The sequence below is a fragment of the Limnohabitans sp. genome (assembly GCF_046052825.1).
Lineage (GTDB): Bacteria > Pseudomonadota > Gammaproteobacteria > Burkholderiales > Burkholderiaceae_C > Limnohabitans.
In genome coordinates this window covers 44,909-64,701 of record NZ_JAVLFP010000064.1, presented here as the reverse complement: position 1 = coordinate 64,701, position 19,793 = coordinate 44,909, and the positions used below count along the sequence as shown (strand labels likewise).

Sequence of the window (19,793 nt, the reverse complement as noted above, 5' to 3'; positions counted from 1 at the left end):
GGTGCCCGCTGTGGAGCCTGTGAGGGTTGGATGCATCCAAATGGTTTTTCGGCGCACCACTTAGGCGCGCTCATGAAGACGGACTCGGCACATCAGAGGCACAAAGTGAGTGCCTTAGCTATTGCAAATAGTGTTCCAGGTGATGCCCTTGAATTTGGCATGAAAACTGCAAACGACAAAGCTTGTTCTTGCTTTCTTTTTTTCAACCTTTTCATTCTTGGGCCTCAAAGGAGTTTTCATGAAGCGTCGCCAAATTCTTGCCGCAGCTGGAGCCGCTGTACTTTCTTCGCCGGCCATTGTCCGAGCTCAAAGCGCCACGTGGCCCAGCAAAGCGCCCATCCGATTGATTGCCCAATTTCCCCCTGGCGGATTGGTCGATACCGTCTCTCGGCTGATGGCGCCGCACTTGTCGCAAGCCTTGGGGCAAACCGTGATCGTTGAAAACAAAGCAGGTGCCGGGGGCTTGATTGGCACAGATTACGTCTCCAAGCAAGCCGCCGATGGCTATTGTTTGCTGGTCAGCCATGCCTCGGTGCACATCTACGCCACCGCCACGCGCAACACCATGCCCTTTGATCCCGTAGGAGACTTTTCTCATTTGGCCATGCTGGTTGAAGCGCCCATGGTGATTTTGGTGCGCGCGCAATCGCCCTACAAAACCCTCGCACAGTACCTGGAAGCTGCCAAATCAAATCCGGTGCGATATGGCACTTCTGGCATTGGCTCGGCCAACCATCTGTACGGTGAACTGTTGAAAATAGAAGGCCCAGCGCCAGAGCATGACCATGTGCCGTATCAAGGCAGCGCGCCCGCGATGCAAGACTTGCTCAGTGGTCAGATCGACAGCCTGTTTGACCCCATCACAACCAACGTGGCACAGCTCAAAGCCGGCGCCTTGCGAGCCTTGGTGGTGTCCACGCCGCAACGCTTGCCGGCACTGCCCAACATCCCCACCTTTGCCGAAGCAGGCTTCCCATCGATGACGGGGTCTCAATGGCTTGGCCTGTCTGCACCCAAAAACCTGCCGGCGCCTATTGCCCAAAAACTCACATCGCTGATGCCAGAAATTTTGGCCAAGCCCGACATCATGGCGCGCTTGGAAGAGCTGCAAACGTTGCCACGCAAGTCACCTGTGGTGGGGGATGAGTTTGTGAAGGTCATTCAGTCACAAATCAGCACCTGGACCAAGGTGGCCAAGCGCGCCAAGGTTGAGGTTGTTGTTTGACCCCAGCAGCCAAGTTGGGGGAGCAGCTGTTAAACCGTCACGTCCACCCGCGGTCTTTTTGGATCAGGCACTGGCACACGATGTGGCTCAAAGCGGGTGTACATGAGTTGGCCCACCACCTCATTGGTATGAAAATCTTTGACCTTGACCGTCGCGCCCACGCTGCGCTGCTCGACCGTGTACGAGACGCCTAAGCGCAACGCATCAGGCATCGGTTGGGGCATGGACATCGCAGGGCGTATCGCGGTCATGATGGGGTGGAGCAAGTGCAGATATTTGACTGTTACACCACGGCGCATGAATTTCAAGCGCTTGTGCGATTCATGACTCAAATGTCATTCACAACGTCCAACTGAACGAAAATCATGGATGACAAATTTGACATCGTGGCTTCAGATGTCGTTTTTGTCATTCACCAAGCGATCCATTGCCGTGAACTCTGCTCATTGCGGCAACACCGGATTTCTAACGCCTGTGCTGGCCCCGCTGCTTGTATATTCAATGGCAACAACTTTGGCTCTTGCACATGCTCCATTACGAAACCGTTCCCGTCACCCCGTTTCAGCAAAACTGCTCCATCGTCTGGTGCGATCAAACCAAGCAAGCTGCGGTGATCGACCCCGGTGGTGATTTGGAGGTGTTGCTGGGCGCCGTCCAAGCCCTGGGGGTCAAGCTAGAACAAATCTGGATCACCCACGCCCACATCGACCATGCGGGCGGCACCGCCGAATTGGCTGAGCGGCTGGGGCTGCCCATCGTGGGACCGCAAGAAGACGACCAGTTTTGGATCGATGGTTTGGCGCAAGCTGCAGCGAACTATGGGTTTCCTCCGTCGCGGGCGTTCACACCCACCCGCTGGTTGCACGATGGCGACACCGTCACCTTGGGCGCGCACACCTTGCAAGTGCGCCATTGCCCGGGCCACACCCCAGGGCACGTGGTGTTTTATTCACCCGAGATCAAGCGCGCCTTTGTGGGCGATGTGCTGTTTGCCGGCAGCATTGGGCGCACCGACTTTCCAAGGGGCAATCACCAAGACTTGATTGACAGCATCACCCAACGGCTGTGGCCCATGGGCGACGACACGGTGTTCATCCCCGGCCACGGCCCCGAAAGCACCTTTGGGCGCGAACGGGTGAGCAACCCTTATGTGGGTGGAACCTGATCAGCGGCTGTCTTTGGCGCGCTGGTAGAGCGGCAAGACCTTGGGCAAGTTGGCCTGGATTTCTTCAATCCGTGAGTTGCCAGAGGGGTGGGTGCTGAGCCACTGCGGCGGCGCACCCTTGTTGGCGGCACTCATCTTTTGCCACAGCGTCACGCCAGCGCGCGGGTCGTAGCCTGCACGCGCAGCCAACTCCATGCCCACCAAGTCGGCCTCGGTTTCGTCGTCACGGCTGAACTTGAGGTTGATCAGGTTGGCGCCTTGCTTGGCCACAAAGTCGGTCACATTGGGGTTGATGCCAAAAAACACCGACGCCACGGTGCCCCCAATCGTGGCCAAGCCATTGGTGGCGGCCGACTTGCCCATGCGCTCACGCGCATGCTCGCGCAAAGCGTGGGCGATCTCATGGCCCATCACCATGGCGACTTCGTCGTCGGTCAATTCGAGTTGCTTCAAGATGCCGGTGTAAAAAGCAATCTTGCCGCCAGGCATGCAAAAAGCATTGACCTGGTTGGAGCCAATCAGGTTGACCTCCCATTTCCAGTCACGCGCGCGCGGGTTCCACTCATAGCTGTGCGGAATCAGCTCTTTGGCAATCTGGCGCAAGCGCAGCACTTGCGGGTGGTCTGAGGGCCCCAAGGCATTTTTGTCCGCCGCTTGCTTGAGCATTTGGCTGTACTGCTGAAACGCCGACTGCTCGACCTCACTGGCGGGTACCAGCTTGGCAAAGGCCGACTCTTTGCCCACCTCTACCCCTTCTCGCGCCCACCCAGCCACACTGGGCAAGCCACAAGCCAATACAAGACAAGCATGAAAAACAAAACGGCGGATGTGCATGGGAGTGCTTTGTAGGAAAGCCTGAAAATAAGGGTGATGAACGATACAACAAGTCCCTCGGACACCCCCCCTGTCAAACCCGCACACAGTTGGAAGGATGCCTTTCAGGTTTACCTTCAACCTGCGTCATGGCGCATGCTGTGTCTGGGGTTTTCGGCGGGTTTGCCTTTGTTGCTGGTGCTGGGCACTTTGAGCTTTCGCCTGCGCGAAGCGGGCATTGACCGCAGCACGATTGGTTTTTTGAGCTGGGTGGGCTTAGCCTACGGCTTCAAGTGGGTCTGGTCGCCTTTGGTTGATCGGCTGCCGCTGCCTGGGCTGTGTCGATGGCTGGGGCGGCGCCGCAGCTGGTTGCTGCTGGCACAGTGCGTGGTGATGGCTGGGCTGGTCGGCATGGCCTTGCTGGACCCGCAACAAGCCTTGGAGCCCGTCGTCTGGTGCGCGCTGGTGGTCGCCTTTGGCTCGGCCACGCAAGACATTGCGCTGGATGCCTACCGCATCGAGTCGGCCGACCCGCAACACCAAGCCGCCTTGGCGGCCTGCTACCAAACCGGCTACCGGTTGGCCATGATCTGGGCCGGCGCCGGCGTGCTGTGGGTGGCCGCGCGCGCAGCCGGCACGAACGACAACACCTATCTGCACACCGCATGGCAAACGGCCTACTTGGTGATGGCGGCCTCCATGGGCTTGGGGCTGGTGACCGTGCTGCTGTCTCCCGAGCCTGCACACCGCGAATTGCCAGCCGCACGCAACGCCGCTGAATGGCTGCGGGGCGCCTTGATCGAACCCTTTGCCGAATTCATCCGCCGCTACCGCTGGCAAGCCGCGCTGATCCTGGGCCTGATTGCGGTCTACCGCATCAGCGATGTGGTGATGGGCATCATGGCCAACCCGTTTTATGTGGACATGGGGTACACCAAAGACGAGGTGGCCGCCGTCACCAAAGTATTTGGCGTGGTCATGACACTGCTGGGGGCTTTCATTGGCGGCGTGATGTCGATGCGATGGGGGGTCATGCGCATCTTGATGTGGGGCGCTGTGCTCAGCGCGCTGACCAACTTGCTGTTTGCCTGGTTGGCCACCCGTGGCCATGACCTGACCGCTTTGGTGTGGGTGATCTCGGCCGACAACTTGGCCAGTGGCATCGCCTCGGCCGCCTTCATTGCCTACCTCTCGGGGCTGACCCACGTCAATTACTCGGCCACGCAATACGCCTTGTTCAGCTCGATGATGCTGCTGGCACCCAAATGGCTGGCGGGCTTCTCGGGGGTGTATGTGGACGCTCACGGCTATGAAGCGTTTTTCACCAGCACCGCCTTGTTGGGCGCGCCCGTGTTGGTGTTGGTCTGGTTGGCCTCGCGGGTGCTGCCTGTGGCCATGACGGCCCCGTCGGGGGGTGGCGAACAGGCCGAATGATTTACCCACTCTTTACAGAGCAGCAAGCCCAGCTTGTCGCGCCCCGTCCATGATCGGTTCACGATGAACACACTGCTCATGATCGAAGACGACCACCGCTTGGCACAGATGGTGGCGGCCTACCTGTCGCAATCGGGTTTTGAAGTCCAGCATGCAGCTACAGGCTTGGCGGGTTTGGACCTGCTGCAACACACCCCCCACCCGCCAGAGTTGGTGCTGCTGGACTTGATGTTGCCCGACATCGACGGACTGGAAGTCTGCCGCCGCATCCGCGCTTTGCCCTCGGCGCTGGCACAAACGCCCGTGTTGATGCTGACCGCCAAAGGTGACCCGATGGACCGCATCGTGGGCCTCGAACTCGGGGCAGATGACTACCTGCCCAAACCCTTTGAACCGCGCGAGTTGCTGGCACGCATCCGCGCGGTGCTGCGCCGTCACCACCCTGGCAACGCCACCACGCCGACCCAAGAGCTGCTGAAGTTTGGCTCGTTGGTCCTCGACCGTGACGCGCGCAGCGTGAGCGTGCGTGGGCAAACCTGCGAACTCACCGCTTACCAATTCGACCTGCTATGGGTCTTGGCAGAACGGGCCGGGCGTGTGCTCTCGCGTGACCAAATCATGGAGGCGGTGCGCGGGCGTGAACTCGAAGCCTTTGACCGCTCGATTGATGTGCACATGGGCCGCATCCGCGCAGCCATCGAAGACGATGCCAAAACCCCCAAACGCATCCTGACCGTGCGCGGCGTGGGCTACGTGTTTGCCAAACAACAAGACTGACGCCCCCATGGCCCAACACGCACCGCCCAGCCGCTCATTGCACCTGCCCTTGTATGCGCGCATTTGGTTGGCCGTGGTGTTGGCCGTGGCCTTGCTCACACTGCTGGCGGGCTGGGTGGCCCGCATCAGTGCCGACCCGCCTTTGCGCGAGGTGGTGGTGCGCAATGCAGCAGGCGAGGTGGTGGGGCAAGGGCAACGCCCGGCACACCCACACGAGGGCTCGGGCGCGGAGGGCCTGGCTTCGCCGTCCACGGCAGACGGTGCGACGGCACATCCTCACATGCCCACGCCGCCTGGTCACTTTGGCACTGGGCCTGAGTTCATGGTGCGCATGCAAGACGGCGAGCTGATGCACATCCACTTGCCGCGTCCACCGCGTTCGTTTTGGACCCGTCCCCCGTTTGGTTTTTTTTGGACCTTGGGGCTGGTCGGTTTGGCCGTGGCTTTGGCCACTTACCCCATCGTGCGACGTTTGACGCGCCGACTGGAGCAGTTGCAAAAAGGCGTGGAGCAATGGGGCACAGGCAATTTGTCGGCCCGCGTGGCGGTGCACGGGGGTGACGAAGTGGCGTACCTGGCTGAGCGATTCAACCATGCGGCAGCGCAAGTGGAGCAGCTGGTCAGTTCACACAAGTCGCTGCTGGCCAATGCCTCGCACGAGCTGCGATCTCCCCTGACACGCATCCGCATGGGACTGGAGCTGATGGGCGACACACCCTCACCGGCAATGAAAGAAGAAATCTCGCGCAGCGTGGGCGAACTCGACCAATTGATTGACGAAATTTTGTTGGCCAGCCGCCTCGACACCAAAGAGGCCGACATTGGTTCTGTTGAGAGCGTGGACTTGACGGGCTTGGCCAGCGAAGAATGTGCGCGCGTCAACGCGTCCCTGGAGTTGGGCGATCAAACCCAAAGCCTGGTGGTGCCGGGTGTGCCCAAGTTGCTGCGACGCATGCTGCGCAATCTGTTGGAAAACGCGCGCCGCTATGGCGCGGCCAACATCGAGGTGCAACTCGAACCCAGCGGCGCGAAGGGTGTGGTGTTGCGCGTGTGTGACCGTGGCCCCGGTGTGCCTGCCGCATTGCGCGAGCGCATCTTCGAGCCTTTTTATCGCTTGCCAGGCGCCAGCGAACGCGAAGGTGGCGTGGGACTGGGGTTGTCCTTGGTGCGCTCCATCGTGCAACGCCACGGCGGCCAAGTGCATTGCGAAGACCGTCCAGGTGGCGGCGCCTGCTTTGTGGTGCAACTGCCCAGGGCTTGAGGCGGCCAAGGCGCGCAGCACGCGCCCCAGAGCCCCTCGGATCAGACGTTGATGGCGGAACCCAAGCCCAGGGCTTGGTTGACACGCGGCATCACCTCTTGCGCCATCAGCTCCATCGAGCGGCGGCCCAAGGCCGGGTCCACCAAGTCCATGCCAGCGTACACAATTTCGCCAAAGTCACCGGCCGTCTCGCGCAGCGCCAAGATTTGATCGACCACCTCGTTGACGGTGCCGGTGATCACCAAGTCGCCCATCAAGCGGTCCAAGGTCAACAAGCTGTCGTCTTCGTCGGGTGAGCGTTTGAAGATGACGTGACGGTTGGAGATTTTCATCTTCGTCAACATCTGCTGGTAGTAGTAGCGGTAAGGGCTGTTGGCGTCTTCGTGGCCATAGCGCTTGGCGGTGCTGGCGTCGTCGCTGACAAAAATCGTGCGCGCCACGCGCCAGTCGGCGGCTTTGGCTTGCTGGCCCACCGAGGCCTTGCCTTCGGCGTAGTTGGCCCAATGACTGGGCAACCAGTGCGAGAGCAAAAAGTTGGCCGACATGGGGTGAAAGTCGCGCTGGCCCATGGCGATCACGCCCTTGGAGAACGGTGCCACGACCGTGCCCACCACTTCGGGGTAGGGCTTTTGGAACGGCTTCATCAACTCACCACGGCCAATCGCAGGCACCGCCGTTTGACGGGTGGTGACCTTGAAGCGGTTGTTCTCAAAGTCAATGTCATACGGTGGGTCGCGTTGCCAAATGGCCAAGATCACGTCGATGGCTTCGGCAAACAACTTGTTGCGGTCTTGGTCCAACATGCCCAACGACTCGGCGTCTGATGCCAGGGCACCGGGGCTGATGCCAAAGATGAAACGGCCTTTGGCCAGGTGGTCAAACATGGCCGCTTGCGACGCGATCAAGGTGGGGTGGGCATGCGACAAATTGCTGGTGCCCGAACCGAGTTTGATGTTCTGGGTTTCAAAAATCAGCGTGGCCAAAAACATCAGGCTGTTGGTGACGTTCTCGGCTTTGTCGGTCAAATGCTCGCCCACAAATGCGTCGTAAAAGCCCAAGCGGTCGGCATAGATGATGGTTTGCCGATCTTCGTGCAGCGTTTCTGTGGTGTCCCGGTGCAAGGGGTGCAGGGGCATGGTGAAGTAGCCTAAACGCATGGTGGTTCTCTCTGTGTAGTCAGTGACATTGAAACGAGGGGTCGGTCATTCGGGCTGCACGCCCGCGTCCTTGATGACTTGCGCCCAGCGCGTGATTTCGCTGCCGACAAACTTGGTGTAGTCAGCCCGTGACAACTTGGAAGGCTCCAAGCCCAACTGGTTCAAGCGCGCCAAAAAGGCGTCGTCTTTCAAAGCGGCACTCAACCAACCTTCCATTTTTTTCATCAGCTCAGGTGGGGTGCCTGCGGGTGCGGCGAGGCCCAAGAAGAAACCCAGCTCATAGCCTGGGTAGGTCTCGGCAATGGCGGGCACATTCGGCCAAGCTTTGAAGCGCGTCGGCGCGGTCACGCCCAACGCCAGCACTTTGCCGTTGTCGATTTGTGCCATCGCAGGCAAGTACTCGATGAACATCACTTGCAGCTGTTTGCCATAAAAGTCTTGCAGCGCTGAACCAATGGCCTTGTAGGGCACGCCGGTCATGGGCGCGCCAGTCTTGACGCGAAACATCTCGGCCGTCATTTGCGAAGCCGAGTTGTAGTGGCCAAAAAACATCTTGTCCGGGTTGGCTTTGGCGTAACTCACCAGATCGGCCACCGAGTTGATGCCTGAACCTTTGAGCACCAAAGCCACCGACGCTGCGGTGCCAAACATGCCCACATGGTCCAAGTCTTTGAGTGGGTCGTAGGGCACCTTTTTGTACAAGCTCAAGTTGGCGGCCAGCGTGGTGTTGGTGGTCAGCAACAGGGTGTACCCATCGGCAGGCGCATTCTTCACCGTTTCGGTACCCAAGATGCCGTTGGCACCGGCGCGGTTGTCAATCACCACCGACTGCTTGGTCTGCGCTTCGAGGTACTGCGCAAACGCACGCGCTGTGATGTCGCCCGAACCACCCGGGCCAAAAGGCACCACCAAACGAATCGGTTTGTTGGGGTAGTTCTGGGCCTGTGCGTTGAACCCCGTCAGCACCAACAGGGCACAGGCGACGCAAAAAAGCCATTGCACGAATGGAATACGCAGATGTTTCATGGTGTCTCTGGGTTGGGGCTCGGCGGGAAATTTGCCAGTCTTCAGTGTGCGGCGATTTTGACGGTGCCACAGCCAACGCGACACGCAACCAGGGGGCAGATGTGTAGCCTTTGCGACTCGACGTCTAAGGGTTTGACGCCCATTGCACGTAAAAACGCCACAGCGCATACTGCGCCACCTTTGCCACCCCCCTCTCGCAGGAGCCCCCATGAACATGCGCCCATGGCCCGTCTATGCCTTTCACGCCCTTCTGGCAGCTTGCGCCTTCGCATGGGGCGCAGGTGCACACGCCCAGGCCTATCCCAACCGTCCCATCAAGATGGTGGTGCCGTATGCGGCAGGTGGCTTCTCTGACCAAGCCTCGCGCATCCTGGCCGAAGGCATGTCGCGCGCGCTCGGGCAAGCCATCGTGATTGACAACCGCGCAGGCGGCGGCGGGCGCATTGGCAGCGAAGTGGTCAGCCGCGCCACCCCCGACGGCTACCAGCTGCTGATGACCACCAACGGCACCCACACCTACATGGCAGTGACCGAAAAAAACCTGTCGTATGACCCGGTGGCCGATTTCACGCCCGTCTCTTTGGTGGGCAGCTATGGCTTGCTGATGGTCACCCACCCCTCGGTGCCTGCGCGCAACTTGCAAGAATTCATGGCCTACGCACGCGCCAACCCAGGCAAGGTCAACTACGCCTCCTCGGGCATGGGCAGTGGCTTGCACTTTGCCGGTGAGTTGTTCAACGGCATGGCCAAAACCAACATGGTCCATGTGCCCTACAAAGGCTCCGGCCCGGGCATGCAAGACGTGCTCGCGGGCGTGTGCCAAGTCATTTTTGACGGTGCTGCGAAAACCCAAATCGACGCGGGCAAGGTGCGGTTTTTGGGCACCACCAGCGCCATCCGCGACCCGCGTTTTCCAGACATGCCCACGCTGGCCGAAGCCGGCTTGCCGGGCTATGACTTGACCTACTGGGTTGGCTTGTTTGGCCCCAAGGGCATGGCGCCCGACATCCAAGCCCGCCTGAACGCCGCCGTGCGCACCGTGTTGGCCGAGCCCGAGACCCAACGCAAACTCGCCGCCATGGGCATGACCTTGGTGGGCAGCAGCCCGGAGCAACTGGTGCGTGAAATTCGCACCGAGACCGACAAGCTGCGCCAAATTGCGGCGGCGATTCCGGGTGGCATTCAGTAAATAATCCTTCCTTCACATTTGAAAGCCTGAACCATGTCAGACGAAGAAGCCAACGCTTGGCGCCCGCACGAGCGGCTTGATTTTTCAGCCATCGTGGACCGTCCGCCCCTGCAACTGCCCGGCGGCGCACGTGTGGTGGTGTGGCCGGTGGTCAACATCGAAGAGTGGGACATTTCGCGTCCCATGCCTCGCATGGCCTCGCCCCCGCCCGGTGGGGTGGCGCCAGTGCCCGATGTGCCCAACTGGACTTGGCACGAGTACGGCATGCGGGTGGGCTTTTGGCGCTTGCTCGACGCCTTCAAGCGCTACAACATCCAACCCACGATGTCGATCAACGCCAAGGTCTGCGAGACGCGCCCACGCGTGCCACAAGCAGCACTCGATGCAGGCTGGGAATTCATGGCCCACTGCTACGAACAAATTCCGATTCAAAAAATCACCGACCAGCGCGCCATGATGGAACAGACGCTCGACGTCTTGACCCGCTTCACCGGCCAGCGCCCCAACGGTTGGTTGGGCCCTGGCCGCAGCCAAACCTTTGTCACGCCCGACCTGATCAAAGAACTCGGCATGCAGTGGTTTGGCGACTGGGTGCTCGACGACCAGCCCCAATTCGTCAACACCCGCCATGGCCGCTTGGTGTCGGTGCCCTACACCATCGAGCTCAACGACATCGGCATCATGCTCACCGCCCACCAAGCGTCTGATGCCATGCTCAACCGCACCCGCGATGCCTTTGACCGCCTCTACATGGACTCGGCCAACGGCGCGCGCATTCTGGCCTTTGGGGTGCACCCCTACATCTCGGGCGCTTCACACCGCATCCGCTACTTTGAAGAAATGCTGGAGTACCTGAGCGGACGCGACGACGTGGTGTTTTGGAACGGCCAACAAATCTGCGATTGGTTTGAGCAGCAAGCCCTCCCAGGCACGCCACGCGTTTGATGCCCGCGATGGATGCGCCGCTGCATGCCTTGTCGATCGCGCAAGCGGGTGAGCTGCTGCGCACCCAAGCGCTGACGCCGCTGCAACTGGTACAGGCGTGCTTGGCGCGCACGGATGCGCAAGAGCCTCAGCTTCATGCCTTCATCACCCGCACCGCCGACGCGGCCCTGGCGCAGGCCGAGCTGGCCACGCGCGAGATCGCCGCAGGCCACTGGCGCGGGCCTTTGCACGGCATTCCCATCGCCCACAAAGATGTGTTGCTCACCCGTGGTGTGCGCACCACCGCGCACTCGCGCGCGCTAGAACACTGGGTGCCCGACACCGACGCCGTGGTGGTGCAGCGCTTGGCCCAAGCAGGTGCCATCAGCCTGGGCAAAACCGCCTGCCATGAGTTTGCTTTTGGCTCACCGGCCTCTGACGATGTGTTCCCCCCCGCACGCAACCCGTGGAACCCGCTGCACATGCCGGGCAGCTCCAGCAGCGGCTCGGGCACCGCCGTGTCCGCCGGGTTTTGCCTGGGCGCCACCGGCACCGACACCGGCGGCTCGGTGCGTCACCCCGCAGCCGCCTGCGGCCTGGTGGGCTTCAAGCCCACCCGGGGCCTGCTGCCCCTGGACGGCGTGATTCCGCTGGCGCCGAGCATGGACCACGTGGGCTTGCTCACGCGCAGCGTGGGCGATGCGGTGTTGATGTTTGCCGCCATGCGCGGTGACGCGACACATGCGCCCACCGTGCACACGCCCCACACCCCCCAAACGGCTGGCGCGTCTGGTATGCCCGCGCCACATGCCCGCGCAACCTCAGGCACATCAACGCCACCGCGCACCGCCTTGCCCGGTCTGCGCATTGGCGTGATGCGGCGCCAGTTGCTGGCGCAAGCCCACGACCCCGAAATTTGGCAATGCTTTGAAGACGTGCTGGCACGCTGCCGCGCCAAAGGCGCACACGTCATCGACGTCGAGCTCGAAGGCAGCGACCAAGCCGTGCGCTTGGCCAACACCTTGATTGGCTTTCAGGGCTACCAGCAGTTGCAGCACTGGGTGCGTGACCAACCGCAGTTGCTGGGCCAAGGCTTGCGCCGCCGCTTGGTGAGCGCCGCTGAGGTGACCCCGCCAGACCATTGGCAAGCCTGCGTTGCGCGCTGGCAGCTGGAACAGACGCTCGAACAGATGCTGACCCAACAGGTGGATGTGCTGCTCTCGCCCGGGCGCGAAACGCCGCCCGAAACACTGGATGCCTTGATGCACAACCCCACCGGCCAGCGCAGCAGTTGCAATCGGCTCTACAGCCTCACCGGCCACCCAGCGCTGACCTTGCCCATGGGACTGCACAGCAGTGGCTTGCCCATGGCCTTGCAACTGGCCACCGCCCAGCACAGCGACGACCGGCTGTTGGGCTTGGCGCTGCGGCTGCAAAGCTGCCTGCCGTGGGACCCACTGCACCCGGCCAACCCCCTTTTCAAGCCCTGATGCCACACACCGTCAACACCCACCGTCGCCACTGGCTGCAGGCCAGCCTTGCAGCGGGCGTGGGTGCGCTCACACAGCCTGCCTACGGGCAAGCACAAACAGTCCATTGGCCCAACAAACCGATTCGCTTTGTGGTGCCCTTTGTGCCGGGCGGCACCTCCGACATCGTGGCGCGCACGGTGGCCCAAGAGCTGTCGCGCCAGCTGCCTTTTCCGGTCGTGCTCGACAACAAGGCAGGCGGCGGCGGCGTGCCCGCCATGCAAGAGGTGGCGCGCGCGGCAGGCGATGGCCACACCGTCATCCTGGGCCATGTGGGATCGCTGGCGGTCAACCCCTACATCTTTGCCAACACCGGCTACGACGTGAACCACGACTTCGCCCCCGTGACCTTGCTGGCCAAAGTGCCCAGCTTGTTTGTGGTGCACCCCGACGTCCCGGCCAAAAACCTGCGCGAGTTGGTGGACTACGCCAAACGCCGCCCCGGACAACTCAACTATGCCTCGGCTGGCAACGCCAGTGCGGGCCACTTGGCCATGGAGTACCTCAAGCTCACCACCGGCATGTTCATGACCCACATTCCCTACCGGGGCACGGGCCCAGCCTTGACCGATTTGTTGGCCGGGCGCACGCAAGCGTTTTCTGCGGGTACCCCGGCCTTGTTGCCGCACATCCGCAGTGGTCGGCTGCGCGCCATTGCCACCGGCACGCCGCAGCGGTTGGCTTCGTTGCCCGACTTGCCCACGGTGGCCGAGTCGGGCTACAAAGGTTTTGAGTCGGTGCAGTGGTACGGCCTGATGGCACCCGCCAGCACGCCCAGCGACATCGTCAAACGCTTGCAAGAAGAGTGCAACAAAGCCTTGCACACCGCCACCATTGCCGAGCGCTTTGCCAGCGAAGACGCGCTGGTGGGCGGCGGCCCACCCGCCGAATTTGCCGCCTTGATTGCCCAACAACAACGCCTTTGGAAAGACGTGGTGGCGCGTGCGCGCATCCGCGCCGACTGAAGGCCCACAGGAGACTTCACCCATGACCGCACACACCGCCGCACCACGCGCTGGCTCTGGCTCAAGCCATGGGCCTGGCTTTGCCTCAGCCTCAGCCTCAGCCTCTGCTTCTGGTTTTGGCTTTGCCCCAAGCGCATGGCACAGGGCGCACCAGACTGCACGCAGCGTACGCCTGTGTTGGCGGCTGTCTTTGGGTCTGTGTTTGAGCCTGCTGGCTGCGCACACCGCGCAGGCGCAAAACAACGCCGACACCTTCCCCACCAAGCCCATCAAGGTGATGGTGGGCTACGGCCCCGGCGGCACGGGCGATTTGACGGTGCGTTTGGTGGCGCAAAAAATGGGCGACAAACTGGGCCAGCCCTTGGTGATTGAAAACCGCCCCAGTGCAGGCGGCATCGTGGCCTCACAGACCGTGCAGCAGGCCGCGCCCGATGGCTATACCCTGAACTTCATCGCGGCGGGCAACTTTGCCATGACGCCCTCGCTGTTCAAGTCGCTGCCGTTTGACCCGGTGAAAGACTTTGAGATGGTGTCACTCATTGGCACTTTCGGCTTTGCCTTGGCGGTGGACGGCAACGCCAAATTCAGAGACACGCGCGACTTCATCGAGCAAGCCCGCGCCAACCCGGGCAAGCTGTTCATTGGCACCATCTCGGTGGGCAGTGCGCAGTTTTTGGCGGCCGAAGTTTTCAAATCGATGGCCAAGATCGATGTGACCATCGTCACCTACAAAACCTCGGGCGACGTGATGCGTGCGCTGCGCGGTGGCGATGTGCAGGCGATTTTTGAAACCCTGGCCCCGGTGATTCCGCAGGCCAAGGCGGGCACCGTCAAGGTCTTGGGCGTGACCGAAGAGCAGCGCTTTCCGGGCCTGCCCCAGGTGCCCACGATTGCCGAGAGCGGTGTGCCCGGCTACGCCGTGGCCGGTTGGAACGGCCTGGCCGTGCCCGCCAAAACACCGCGTGAGGTGGTTCAAAAACTCAACGCCGAAGTCAACACGGCGGTGGCGCAACCCGACATCAAACAAAAATTCCTCGACTTGGGCGTGACCGCCAAAGGCAACACCCCCGAACAAATGCAGGCCCTGTTGGTGCGCGACATCCAGTGGTGGCGTGACGTCATTGGCAAAGCCAAGATCGACAAGCAATGAAAAAAATCTACATCCTCGACGCCTTCCACGAAGCGGGCATCGCCCTGGCCAAGGCCCACGCCGAGGTGGTGTGCTGGCCAGACCCGGCGATTGCCGACTGGCCCGAACACGCCGATGGCGTGATGGTGCGCATGCGCCCCATCACCGCCGAGGAGATGGCCCGCGCCCAGCATGTGGAGGTGATTTGCAAGCAAGGCGTGGGCACCGACACCATCGATTTGCAAGCCGCCAAGCAGCATGGCATTGCGGTGTCGCGCACACCGGGTGTCAACAGCGAAGCGGTGGCGGAGTTGGCCTTTGCCTTGTCGCTGTCGGTGACGCGGCGCGTGTCACGCTTTGACCGCTTGTTGCGCGCGGGCGTGCCCATCGTGCGGCCCCAGCATTTGGGCATCGAGATGCAGGGCAAGTCGGTGGGCATTGTGGGCATGGGCAACATCGGCTCCATCGTGGCCAAAAAGTGGCGCGGCGCCTTTGACGCGCAGATCTGGGCCTGCGACCCCTATGTGCCCAGCGACCGCTGGTCCGATCTGCCGCACACCCGCGTGCAACACCTGCACGACATGCTGCCCCATGTGGACCTGCTGACTTTGCACCTGCCTTTGACCGACGAGAGCCGCCACATGATCAGCCATGCCGAGTTGGCCTTGATGAAACCCGATGCGGTGCTCATCAACGTCTCGCGCGGCGGCATTGTGGACGAGGTGGCCTTGGCCGCCGCCCTGCAGCGGGGCCACTTATTTGGTGCCGGTCTGGATGTGTTCGAGGTGGAGCCACCGCCGCCCGACCACCCGCTGCTGGCCTTTGACAACCTGATTGCCACGCCGCACGCCGCCGGTGGCACCCACGACACCCAACGCCGCAGTGCCACCCAAGTGGCCCAACAAGTGATTGACGTGTTGAACGGTGGTCCGGTGGCCCACCGCGTCGTCTGACATTTTTGAAACACCCCATGAACACCTCCCCCCTGACCGTGCTTGGCGTGGCCCACGACGCGCTGGACTTTGCCATGCCCGCCGAGGCCTGCGACTGCCACACCCATGTGTTTGGCCCCAGCGCCAATTACCCCCTGTCGCCCGAGCGCAACTACATGCCGGGCGACGCGCTGGTGAGCGACCTGCTGGCCTTGCACGATGGCTTGCAGATTGCCCGCGTGGTGATTGTTCACCCCAGCCCCTATGGCAGCGACAACGCCTGCACGCTGGACGCGTTGCGGGTGTTGGGTCCGCGTGGACGCGGCGTGGCGGTGATCGACGCCCACACCACCGACACACAGCTGCAGGCCATGCACGCCGTGGGTGTGCGCGGTATTCGCCTCAACCTAGAAACCAGCGGCATCCACGACCCCGACTACGCCGCCCAACAACTGCGCTGGGCCGCCGCCCGCGTGGCACCGCTGGGCTGGCATTTGCAAATGTTCACCAACCTCAGCGTGATGGCGTCTTTGCGCGGGGTGATCGAGACCTTGGACACGCCCGTGGTGTTTGACCACTTCTGTTTGGCCCGGGCCGAGTTGGGCACGTCACAGCCGCACGTTGACACCTTGCTGGCGCTGCTGGCGAGTGGACGTGTGTGGCTCAAACTCTCAGCCCCGCACCGGGTGTCGCAAGACCCCGACGGCGCGGCCATGACCGAGATGGCGCGCGCATTGATTGCCCACCAGCCCGACCGCTTGGTGTGGGGCAGCGACTGGCCGCATCCCGGGGGTCGCCCCGGTCAGCCGCGTCACCGTGACCAAGTCGAAGCGTTCAATGCCATCAACGACGGCCATGCGCTCAACCGCTTGGCCGCGTGGGTGGACGACGCCGCCACGCTGCGCCAAATACTTGCCACCAACCCTGCGCGCTTGTACAACTTCTGAGTCGCCCACCACCCGCCACACCGTGCCGCTTATGTCTTTGCCCCCCACACCTTCTGAGTTGCAAACCACCTGGCACCGCACCGAAGCGGCGGCGTCTCGGCGACGGTTTACCCACTGGCTGCTGGCCTCGTCGCTCGGTGCAGGCGCACTCTGCGAGACACCCAAGGCCTTGGCGCAAGACAACAAACCGCTGCGCATCGTGGTGCCATTTGCGCCCGGGGGCAGCAACGACATCGTGGGGCGCAGCATCGCGCAGCAACTCACGGCCCGCCTCAAGCGCAGCGTGATTGTGGAAAACCGCCCCGGCGCCGGTGGCGCGATGGGCACCGAGATGGTGGCGCGCGCCGAGCCCGACGGCAACACGCTGGTGCTGATCTCGTCGACCTACACCATGAACGCCTCGATCATGAAGCTCAGCTACGACCCGGTGAAGTCGTTCATCCCGGTGGCGATGCTGGGCATGGGTCCGAGCGTGATCGCGGTGGCGGCAGACCTGCCCGTCAACGCCATCAAAGAGTTGGTGGAGTACTCCAAAAAGAACGCGGGTAAGGTGTTTTTTGGCTCGGCAGGCGTGGCCAGTTTTCAGCACTTCGCCATCGAGTTGTTCATGCAACGCAGCGGTGCCGTGCTGAGCGTGGTGCACTACAAAGGCGGCGGGCCAGCCTTGGTGGACTTGGCGGCAGGCCACGTGCAGGTGTCCTTGGGCAGCTTGATTCAGATGCAAACCTTTTTGCGCGCGGGCAAGATCAAACTGCTGGCCGTGGCCGGCCCGAAACGGGTGGACCTGATCCCCAACGTGCCCACGCTGCGCGAGTCGGGCATCGACATGGAAGCCAGCAACTGGTGGGCGCTGCTGGCCCCAGCGGGCACGCCCATGCCCTTGGTGGACGCGCTGCACCGCGAAGTCAATGCGGTGTTGACCACGCCCGAGATGCACCAACGCTTTGCCTCGGAAGGGGCCGAGGCCCTACCACTCAAACGCAGCGAGTTGGAAAAACTCATCGCCGACGACACCGTCAAATGGGCGCAACTGGCCAAACAAACCGGCATCAAAGCCGAGTGAACGCAGACCTTCAGGAGACCTCCGATGACGCTTCATGTGCAAGCCATTCGCGCCGGATTTGGCGCTGAAATTTCAGGCCTGGATTTGACCCAGCCGCAAGATGCCGACACCCGCGCACAGCTCAACGCGCTGTTTGCCACCTACGCCGTGCTGGTGTTTCGCCAGCAACCCCTGACGCCGCCGCAGTTCATGCAAGCCGCCGAAATCTTTGGCCCCTTGACGCCGCAGCAAATCAAAAAGTTTGTGCTGCCCGACTACCCGTTGGTGGGCTACAACTCCACCCACGACTTGCCGCGCAAAAACGGCAAGCTGCAAGTACGTGGCGAGAACTACCACACCGACCACTCCAACGACTTGGCACCGCCCAAAGCCACCACCTTGGTGGCGGTGGAAATTCCGTCCCACGGCGGTGACACCCAGTTTGTCGATGCGCGCCAAGCGTTTGACGATTTGCCCGAGGCCATGAAGCAGCGCATCGTCGGCCTGCGCTCGCTGCATGTGCACCAAAGCAGCCGCAGCCCACGCAGCTTTGCCAAACTCAGCGAGGAAGAGATGGCCCGCATTCCGCGCACGCTGCAGCCCTTGGTGATTCGCCACCCCGACAGCGGACGGGCGGCGCTGTACCTCAACACCGGACGCATGGAAGGCGTTGAAGGCCTGGACGACGAGGCGGGTTACGCCTTGATTGAACAGCTCTACACCCACGCCACCCAGCCGCGCTACGAATACCGCCACCGCTGGCAAGTGGGTGACTTGGTGATTTGGGACAACCGCTCGGTGCTGCACCAAGCCAATGCCGACTACGACCCCGAGGAGTACCGCTACCTGTTGCGCATCATGCTGCAAGGCGCGCCCTTGCAGGCCTACGGCGCCAGCGCTTGAATCCCATGGTTGGACGGCGGGACGGCCAGTCGGGGCGAGGTTCCATGCAAATCGTAAATTGAATTTACGATTTGCATGATATAAACACAGAGCATTGATTTCATTGGGTTTTTTTACATTCAATGATGCCAAACATGTTCAAAGTGAACCCATCCAGAGGATAAGCGCCATGATTCCAAGAGATGCCGCCGCCGAACTGCTGTCGCTGAGCCAAGGCTTTGCGGTGCTGCTGATCACTGGGCCGAGGCAGTCGGGCAAAACCACGCTGGCGCAAATGGTGTTTCCAGACAAGCCGTATTGCAGCCTAGAAAACCCCGAAGTGCGCGAATTTGCACGCACCGACCCACGGCGATTTTTAGGACAATTTGAAGAGCACGGGGCTATCTTGGACGAAGTGCAGCGCGAACCGCAATTGCTGTCTTGGCTGCAAGGCATGGTGGACGCGCGTGCGCGCATGGGAGACTTTGTGCTCACCGGTTCGGCGCAGTTTGATTTGCTGGCGGGTGTCACCCAGTCGCTGGCAGGTCGCGTGGGACGCATTGAGCTGTTGCCGCTGAGTTTACATGAGATGGCACAACACCGTGGCCTGAATGCGCTGCAAGCCCAGGGGCTGGACGCCTTGCTGTGGACCGGCAGTTACCCCAGCTTGTACGGCGAGCGCCAGATCAGCCCCACGCAATGGGCCAGCAACTATGTGGCCACCTACGTCGAGCGCGATGCGCGCCAACTGCTGAACGTGCGCGACTTGAGCCTGTTTCAGCGCTTCATCAAACTCTGCGCTGCGCGCTCGGGCCAAGTCTTGAATGCCGCCGCTTTGGGCGCTGATGCCGGCATCAGCGCCCAAACGGCTAGGCAATGGTTATCGGTGCTGGAGGCGAGCTACCTGGTCAAGCTGGTTGCGCCGTATCACAACAACTTTGGCAAACGCTTGGTCAAAGCGCCCAAGCTGTATTTCTTAGACACCGGCCTGCTGTGCTATTTGCTGGGCATCCACACGCCACAAGCCTTGCACACCCACGCTGCACGCGGCGCGATTTTTGAAACTTGGGTGCTCGCCGAATTACTCAAGCGCGACTACAACCGTGGCCTGACTTCTGCCGTGCATTACTGGCGCACCGTGGCCGAGCGCGAAATAGATTTTGTGCAAGACACCCCACAAGGCCTGCATCTGCTGGAAGTCAAGTCCGGCGAAACCGTGGCCTCAGACTGGTTCAAAGCCCTGCATGCGTTCCCCGGCCCCGTGGCCCAGCGCAGCCTGATTCACGGTGGCGCTCAGCATTACGAACGTGAGGGTGTGCAGGTGCTGCCGTGGTGGGGTGTATGAGGCTGCATGCAGCTGCGATAGGTACCGATCGTGTCATCAGTTTTCGCAAAG

19 protein-coding genes are annotated in these 19,793 nt (G+C 61.7%); 15 read left to right on the top strand and 4 right to left on the bottom strand.

The annotated features are described in order from the left end of the window. Window positions 1-238: 238 nt before the first annotated feature. Complete coding sequence (locus ACKWJN_RS11135) at window positions 239-1,225, top strand: Bug family tripartite tricarboxylate transporter substrate binding protein (RefSeq protein ID WP_408596904.1); 987 nt, start codon at window positions 239-241, stop codon at window positions 1,223-1,225. A 29-nt stretch (window positions 1,226-1,254) separates the two neighbouring features. On the opposite strand, the gene ACKWJN_RS11130 is transcribed toward ACKWJN_RS11135, so the two are convergent. Beyond that, on the bottom strand, window positions 1,255-1,455 hold the full coding sequence (locus ACKWJN_RS11130; protein WP_408596902.1) for a hypothetical protein: 201 nt from the start codon (window positions 1,453-1,455) through the stop codon (window positions 1,255-1,257). A 296-nt stretch (window positions 1,456-1,751) separates the two neighbouring features. On the opposite strand from ACKWJN_RS11130, the gene ACKWJN_RS11125 reads away from it, so the two are divergent. Further along, window positions 1,752-2,390: an MBL fold metallo-hydrolase gene (locus ACKWJN_RS11125; RefSeq protein WP_408596900.1), complete on the top strand. Its 639-nt coding sequence runs from the start codon at window positions 1,752-1,754 to the stop codon at window positions 2,388-2,390. On the opposite strand, the gene ACKWJN_RS11120 is transcribed toward ACKWJN_RS11125, so the two are convergent. Then, window positions 2,391-3,224: a M48 family metallopeptidase gene (locus ACKWJN_RS11120; RefSeq protein ID WP_408596898.1), complete on the bottom strand. Its 834-nt coding sequence runs from the start codon at window positions 3,222-3,224 to the stop codon at window positions 2,391-2,393. A gap of 36 nt (window positions 3,225-3,260) precedes the next feature. On the opposite strand from ACKWJN_RS11120, the gene ACKWJN_RS11115 reads away from it, so the two are divergent. The 3 genes from ACKWJN_RS11115 to ACKWJN_RS11105 all read left to right on the top strand — a co-directional run bounded on the left by ACKWJN_RS11115 (window position 3,261) and on the right by ACKWJN_RS11105 (window position 6,675). Next, a complete protein-coding gene (locus ACKWJN_RS11115; RefSeq protein ID WP_408596896.1) occupies window positions 3,261-4,637 on the top strand; it encodes an AmpG family muropeptide MFS transporter in 1,377 nt (458 codons plus the stop codon). Window positions 4,638-4,700: 63 nt separating this feature from the next. Continuing rightward, the gene (locus ACKWJN_RS11110; RefSeq protein ID WP_408596894.1) at window positions 4,701-5,414 is read left to right on the top strand and encodes a response regulator transcription factor; all 714 of its coding nucleotides are present in this window, start codon (window positions 4,701-4,703) and stop codon (window positions 5,412-5,414) included. 7 nt (window positions 5,415-5,421) lie between these two features. Then, window positions 5,422-6,675, top strand: coding sequence for a sensor histidine kinase (locus ACKWJN_RS11105; RefSeq protein WP_408596892.1), 1,254 nt, complete (start codon window positions 5,422-5,424; stop codon window positions 6,673-6,675). A 41-nt stretch (window positions 6,676-6,716) separates the two neighbouring features. On the opposite strand, the gene ACKWJN_RS11100 is transcribed toward ACKWJN_RS11105, so the two are convergent. Together ACKWJN_RS11100 and ACKWJN_RS11095 are read right to left on the bottom strand one after the other, a co-directional pair. Then, window positions 6,717-7,832: an LLM class flavin-dependent oxidoreductase gene (locus ACKWJN_RS11100; protein WP_408596891.1), complete on the bottom strand. Its 1,116-nt coding sequence runs from the start codon at window positions 7,830-7,832 to the stop codon at window positions 6,717-6,719. Between the two features lie 45 nt (window positions 7,833-7,877). Beyond that, window positions 7,878-8,858: a Bug family tripartite tricarboxylate transporter substrate binding protein gene (locus ACKWJN_RS11095; RefSeq protein ID WP_408596889.1), complete on the bottom strand. Its 981-nt coding sequence runs from the start codon at window positions 8,856-8,858 to the stop codon at window positions 7,878-7,880. Between the two features lie 208 nt (window positions 8,859-9,066). On the opposite strand from ACKWJN_RS11095, the gene ACKWJN_RS11090 reads away from it, so the two are divergent. From ACKWJN_RS11090 to ACKWJN_RS11045, 10 genes are all read left to right on the top strand, one after another. Then, window positions 9,067-10,047, top strand: coding sequence for a Bug family tripartite tricarboxylate transporter substrate binding protein (locus tag ACKWJN_RS11090; protein ID WP_408596887.1), 981 nt, complete (start codon window positions 9,067-9,069; stop codon window positions 10,045-10,047). 33 nt (window positions 10,048-10,080) lie between these two features. Beyond that, entirely contained in the window at window positions 10,081-10,992 is a 912-nt protein-coding gene (locus tag ACKWJN_RS11085; RefSeq protein WP_408596885.1) for a polysaccharide deacetylase family protein, read from the top strand. 8 nt (window positions 10,993-11,000) lie between these two features. Continuing rightward, on the top strand, window positions 11,001-12,461 hold the full coding sequence (locus ACKWJN_RS11080) for an amidase (RefSeq protein ID WP_408596884.1): 1,461 nt from the start codon (window positions 11,001-11,003) through the stop codon (window positions 12,459-12,461). Beyond that, window positions 12,461-13,465, top strand: coding sequence for a Bug family tripartite tricarboxylate transporter substrate binding protein (locus tag ACKWJN_RS11075; protein WP_408596882.1), 1,005 nt, complete (start codon window positions 12,461-12,463; stop codon window positions 13,463-13,465). The genes ACKWJN_RS11080 and ACKWJN_RS11075 overlap by 1 nt, the downstream gene beginning before the upstream one ends. A gap of 22 nt (window positions 13,466-13,487) precedes the next feature. Further along, complete coding sequence (locus tag ACKWJN_RS11070; RefSeq protein ID WP_408596880.1) at window positions 13,488-14,615, top strand: Bug family tripartite tricarboxylate transporter substrate binding protein; 1,128 nt, start codon at window positions 13,488-13,490, stop codon at window positions 14,613-14,615. Further along, window positions 14,612-15,547: an NAD(P)-dependent oxidoreductase gene (locus ACKWJN_RS11065; protein WP_408596878.1), complete on the top strand. Its 936-nt coding sequence runs from the start codon at window positions 14,612-14,614 to the stop codon at window positions 15,545-15,547. The genes ACKWJN_RS11070 and ACKWJN_RS11065 overlap by 4 nt, the downstream gene beginning before the upstream one ends. Window positions 15,548-15,564: 17 nt before the next feature. Continuing rightward, window positions 15,565-16,473 carry an amidohydrolase family protein gene (locus tag ACKWJN_RS11060; protein ID WP_408596876.1) on the top strand — a complete coding sequence of 303 codons (909 nt, stop codon included), beginning with the start codon at window positions 15,565-15,567 and terminating at the stop codon, window positions 16,471-16,473. 31 nt (window positions 16,474-16,504) lie between these two features. Then, a complete protein-coding gene (locus ACKWJN_RS11055) occupies window positions 16,505-17,536 on the top strand; it encodes a tripartite tricarboxylate transporter substrate binding protein (protein WP_408596971.1) in 1,032 nt (343 codons plus the stop codon). A 24-nt stretch (window positions 17,537-17,560) separates the two neighbouring features. Further along, entirely contained in the window at window positions 17,561-18,418 is an 858-nt protein-coding gene (locus ACKWJN_RS11050) for a TauD/TfdA dioxygenase family protein (protein WP_408596874.1), read from the top strand. A 169-nt stretch (window positions 18,419-18,587) separates the two neighbouring features. Continuing rightward, window positions 18,588-19,742 carry an ATP-binding protein gene (locus ACKWJN_RS11045; RefSeq protein ID WP_408596872.1) on the top strand — a complete coding sequence of 385 codons (1,155 nt, stop codon included), beginning with the start codon at window positions 18,588-18,590 and terminating at the stop codon, window positions 19,740-19,742. Window positions 19,743-19,793 lie beyond the last annotated feature (51 nt).